The following is a 4,317-nucleotide window of genomic DNA, read 5'->3' as shown; positions in this document are numbered from 1 at the left end:
AGCTGCTAAGTGGACTTTCACTAAGGCTTAAGCATAAAAATTTAAATAAACCGTGACGGCGACTATTGGTCGTTGACACGGAAAATGGCTCGCGAAATCTGAATGGATTTCGCGGGCCATTTTTTGTTGGGGTATTAAGTGGCGTGAGTACTGCGGAATAGCCACATGGGTTCACGTCCCCCCCCTGAAAAAATCAGAGCTTCTGGGTAGAGATAGTTACCAATGGTTATCTAGAATGATGTTCTTAATGGAAGCATAACTATCAAATAGAAATTCAGGTGGGAATTAGTGTCCTTAGAGTAGACTGAGGTACAATTTTAGTCATTATTAAGGTAATTAGAAGAAAACTGGGTATAAGAATAATTTAGAAGAAATTCTTATTAAGAATAAGTGATGACCAGCATGTAAGGTCAGCTATGGGGAGACTTAGAGCGCCAGTTAGCTATTACAGAAGCCCTTAGATGAGAAGTGAATAATAGTAGGTGACGAATGATGGAAACTTTTAGAAATTGGAAAAGTGTTTTTCGATTATTTGTGATAACCGTTAAGAAGTCTGTTGCTTTTGGACTTTGGCTAGGTGATATAGGGTGTAGTACACTTTTTCTGATTCTATTTACATTATTGCCAGCCATCATTATTCAACTAACGACTAGTAGTCTGTCAACTTTGATAGTAGCAGTATTTATTGGGGGAATGGCGACTGTTGCTTATGGGCTAGCGGCTCTGGATACTCAAATTCAGAGCCATTTGGCGAAAAAAACCTTTTTATTTCGTTATCAATACCTGCCTAAGTTTGCTCAAGACATCTTCCAATGGCCGCAGAAAACCTTAGACTCAGTTGAAGGAAAGACGTTGATTGATCAGGGATATGAGGCAATTTATAATGGCGGGAATACTGGACTTGAAGCAATCTTGAATCGCACATTCGATTTTAGCCGTAACTTGGTTCAGGGCATGGCTTTATTGTTCATTATGGGATGGGCGAATATCAGGAGCGTCATCTGGCTTCTTGGGTTGAACGTTTTGGCATTGCTCCTGCAAAGGTGGCGCAATAACTGGTTTATTAAGCATAAACCGGAACGTAATCGGATTAATACGCAAGTTAGTAATCTTGTCCGAACATTAATGCAGCGCCAGAATGGCAAGGATATCCGCCTGTTTCATTTCGATTCGGTATTTACCAAGTATTTTCAAAAATTCATTCACCAGCTTGTTGATTGGCAACGCAAGTACGTTAGAATTTCTGCCAACATTAATGGGGTTCAGGTGTTGTTGAACACACTAGGCATTGCTGGCGCTCTCGGTTGGCTTATTTTTACGAAATCTAATATTAGCGTTATCGTCACCTTTATGGTGGCTATTCAAGCATTTAATGGTCGATTGACAACGCTATTTCAAGATCTAACTGAAATCAGTAGAAATCAGGTCTATGTCGCAGATCTGGAAAAATTTCTAGCTGTGGCCGATCAGCAAAGGCATTCCGGAAAGAAACAGGTAACCGCCATTGAGAGGATAACCTTTGACCGGGTTAGCTATTCAGTAAATGATACTGAGGTGATTCATGATGTTTCCTTCTCTATTGGCAAGGGGGAAACTGTAGCAATAGTTGGTGAAAATGGCGCCGGAAAGACGACACTAATAAAGTTAATGTGTGGCTTGTATCAACCAACGCGAGGCGAAATACTAGTTAATGATCAACCATTGCGTGAGTTTGACATGGACAATTATTGGCGACGAGTTGCGGTGGAATTCCAAGATGATATTCTCTTACACGTTACAGTTGCGGAAAATGTTTCCGGGAAACCCGTGGCGCATACTGATAGAAAACGGGTTGTTTGGGCCTTGCGTCAAAGCGGTCTGGCGAATTTGAACCCAGATACAATTATTGGTAACGAGCTAGATTCGAAAGGAATTTCATTATCTGGGGGACAACAACAATCTTTGCTTTTTGCTCGAGTACTTTATCGAAAAGCGGAAATCGTTATTTTCGATGAACCAACGGCTGCGCTGGATCCTTTGGCAGAGCAAAACTTTTACGATAAGTTTATGGCAACATTTAACCAGCAGTTGAATATCTTGATTTCGCATCGTTTGGGGTCGACATTACGGGCCAATCAAATATTGGTCATGCAAGCTGGAAGGATTGTTCAACAGGGAAGTCATCAAGCGCTAGTCAAACAAAAGGGTCTGTATCAAGAATTATGGTTAGCACAAAAACAGCTGTATCAGGGGAAAGAGTGACTGGGGATGCATGTGAAGCTGAGAATCATACCAACGCTTAAACTTTTAACTCAAGAGAATCGTTACATTGTTGGGATTGCAGTCGGTGTTAGCTTAATCAATGGAATTTTACCATTTGTAATTATTTTGGGGAATTCAGAGATTCTGAATAGTTTGATAAGAGAAAACTATCAACAAGTGTGGCAACAGTTGGGGTTAACGTATACCATTTATATTTTAGGGCAGGTTGCAGTTAACGTTGGTCAACGTTACTTAGATGTGCAGATGGTAAATGTGGATGAACGACTGAAATTACGATTACGGCGATCATGGATGAAGGTTGATTTTGAACAGTTGGAAACAGATGATTTTTTTGCTCAAATGAATCAAAGCGAGACATCATTTAGATACTCCGGTGGGTTTGCGGTGTTCATGCGACAATTGAATCAGGCTATTCAGAGTGTGACGAGTTTATCCGTGGGAATCGGTGTGACGGTCACATTAATTGTTCTTGGGATTAACCAGTCGAAGTTGATTGCACTCTTATCGGTCACTAGTTTAGGCTTGATTTTATTTGGCGAATGGTTGGGGCTTATCTGGTATCGTCGGCTAACGATACAAAATTTAAAAATATTTCGTGTTTTAATGAATCAAGAACGGGTTTTGAATTATTTCCTGATGGAAGTGATTAATCGCTATGAAATTATAAAGTCGATTAAGCTGAATCAGTTTTCAACGGTTATTATGAAACATTACCGTGAACAGTGGGCGACATCGCAAAAAACCAATGAAGATTATATTGGAAACCAATTTCAATCGCGGATAGTAACGACAGCGATGACGGGGTTACCAATTAGCATATTGGTTGCATTACTAATTGTTAAAATTCGATTGAAAATCCTAAAGATTGGCAGTCTGAATAATTTGTTTGGCAGTTTAGTCCAAGTTGCGGCTTCTAGTACAGCATTAGTTACGGCCTATCAAAATTTAGAGCGATTTGAGCAGCAAACGAAATTTATTCATCAGCAGTTGTTGAAGCCTAATGTGCTAAGGAAGAAACAAAGGGTGACAACAGGAAAGGTCATTGCATTTGAAAATGTTTCTTTTCGTTATGCCAGTGGGAAGCTAGCCCTGAGCCATGTGAATCTTGTGTTGCCGATCCAAGGAACGACCGCAATTATTGGGGAAAACGGAAGTGGCAAGACAACTTTAGTCAAGTTATTGTTGGGGTTATATCAACCAACCAGTGGTAGGGTGACGCTAGATGGTGTGGACATCCAAGCCCTCAATCGCGATGATTATCTCAAATTGTTCAGTCCGGTATTTCAAGATTATGCGATCTTTGATTTTAGTTTAAAAGAGAATATGATTGCTAATCACGCAGAAGATTCAGCAGTTCTTGATACATTATTACGGCGCTGGCAATTACTACCGTGGATTCAAAAGTTACCCGAGCAATTGGAGACGGTTGTCGGAAGTTATAGTAGCGAGAACTTCCAGCCAAGTGGGGGTCAGAAACAGCAAATGGCGTTGGTGCGGGGAGGATATCAAGCTGGAAAACTAGCATTATTGGATGAACCGACAGCGAGTCTTGATCCGTTGAAGGAGTTGACCACGTTTCAGAATATTAAGCGTTTTTCGTCACAACAGCCAACGATTTTTATCACGCATCGACTGGGAGCAGCGAAAATTGCAGATCGTATCTTGCTCATGGAAAGTGGTCAACTAATTGCGGATGGCACACCTGAAGAGTTGAAGCAGGTGTCGCCTGAATTTAGAACCTTATGGGCAGCACAATCTAGGATTTATCAGTAGTTCTCATTATGGAGTGGCGTAATTGCTTAACACGATAGTATCGGATATGATGTTACCGTAATAGCAAAGAACTGCCAACAGAGTAAGGAAGATAAAAATGACCGATAAAGTAACTGCATTGCAAAGAAGCATTCGCCAAGCCACTGCCGCATTAAATGGTGATTCATCGATGGTTACCGTAGAAACAGTTAAGCTCATCAGCAGCAAGAACCAAGTGATCTCAACCAAGGCCGGCGTTGCGCCAGCTGCTAAGTGGACTTTCACTAAGGCTTAAGCATAAAA

Annotated in this window: 3 protein-coding genes; all 3 read left to right on the top strand. The window is 41.0% G+C overall.

Annotated features, from left to right (window positions below; translation table 11 throughout):
• Positions 1–489 precede the first annotated feature (489 nt).
• Positions 490–2,241: an ABC transporter ATP-binding protein gene (locus FC99_RS06390; protein ID WP_082153214.1), complete on the top strand. Its 1,752-nt coding sequence runs from the start codon at positions 490–492 to the stop codon at positions 2,239–2,241.
• A 6-nt stretch (positions 2,242–2,247) separates the two neighbouring features.
• On the top strand, positions 2,248–4,035 hold the full coding sequence (locus FC99_RS06385; RefSeq protein WP_048733874.1) for an ATP-binding cassette domain-containing protein: 1,788 nt from the start codon (positions 2,248–2,250) through the stop codon (positions 4,033–4,035).
• Positions 4,036–4,132: 97 nt separating this feature from the next.
• Positions 4,133–4,309 carry a hypothetical protein gene (locus FC99_RS13815; protein ID WP_156166918.1) on the top strand — a complete coding sequence of 59 codons (177 nt, stop codon included), beginning with the start codon at positions 4,133–4,135 and terminating at the stop codon, positions 4,307–4,309.
• Positions 4,310–4,317 lie beyond the last annotated feature (8 nt).

This window comes from Levilactobacillus koreensis JCM 16448 (assembly GCF_001435525.1).
Classification (GTDB): Bacteria; Bacillota; Bacilli; order Lactobacillales; family Lactobacillaceae; genus Levilactobacillus; species Levilactobacillus koreensis.
This window is presented reverse-complemented; position numbering and strand designations above follow the sequence as displayed.

Bases quoted from the DNA above. Each gene is read 5' to 3' on its own strand.
- FC99_RS06390 (WP_082153214.1), top strand. From the start codon at position 490: ATGATGGAAACTTTTAGAAATTGGAAAAGTGTTTTTCGATTATTTGTG.
- FC99_RS06385 (WP_048733874.1), top strand. From the start codon at position 2,248: ATGCATGTGAAGCTGAGAATCATACCAACGCTTAAACTTTTAACTCAA.
- FC99_RS13815 (WP_156166918.1), top strand. From the start codon at position 4,133: ATGACCGATAAAGTAACTGCATTGCAAAGAAGCATTCGCCAAGCCACT.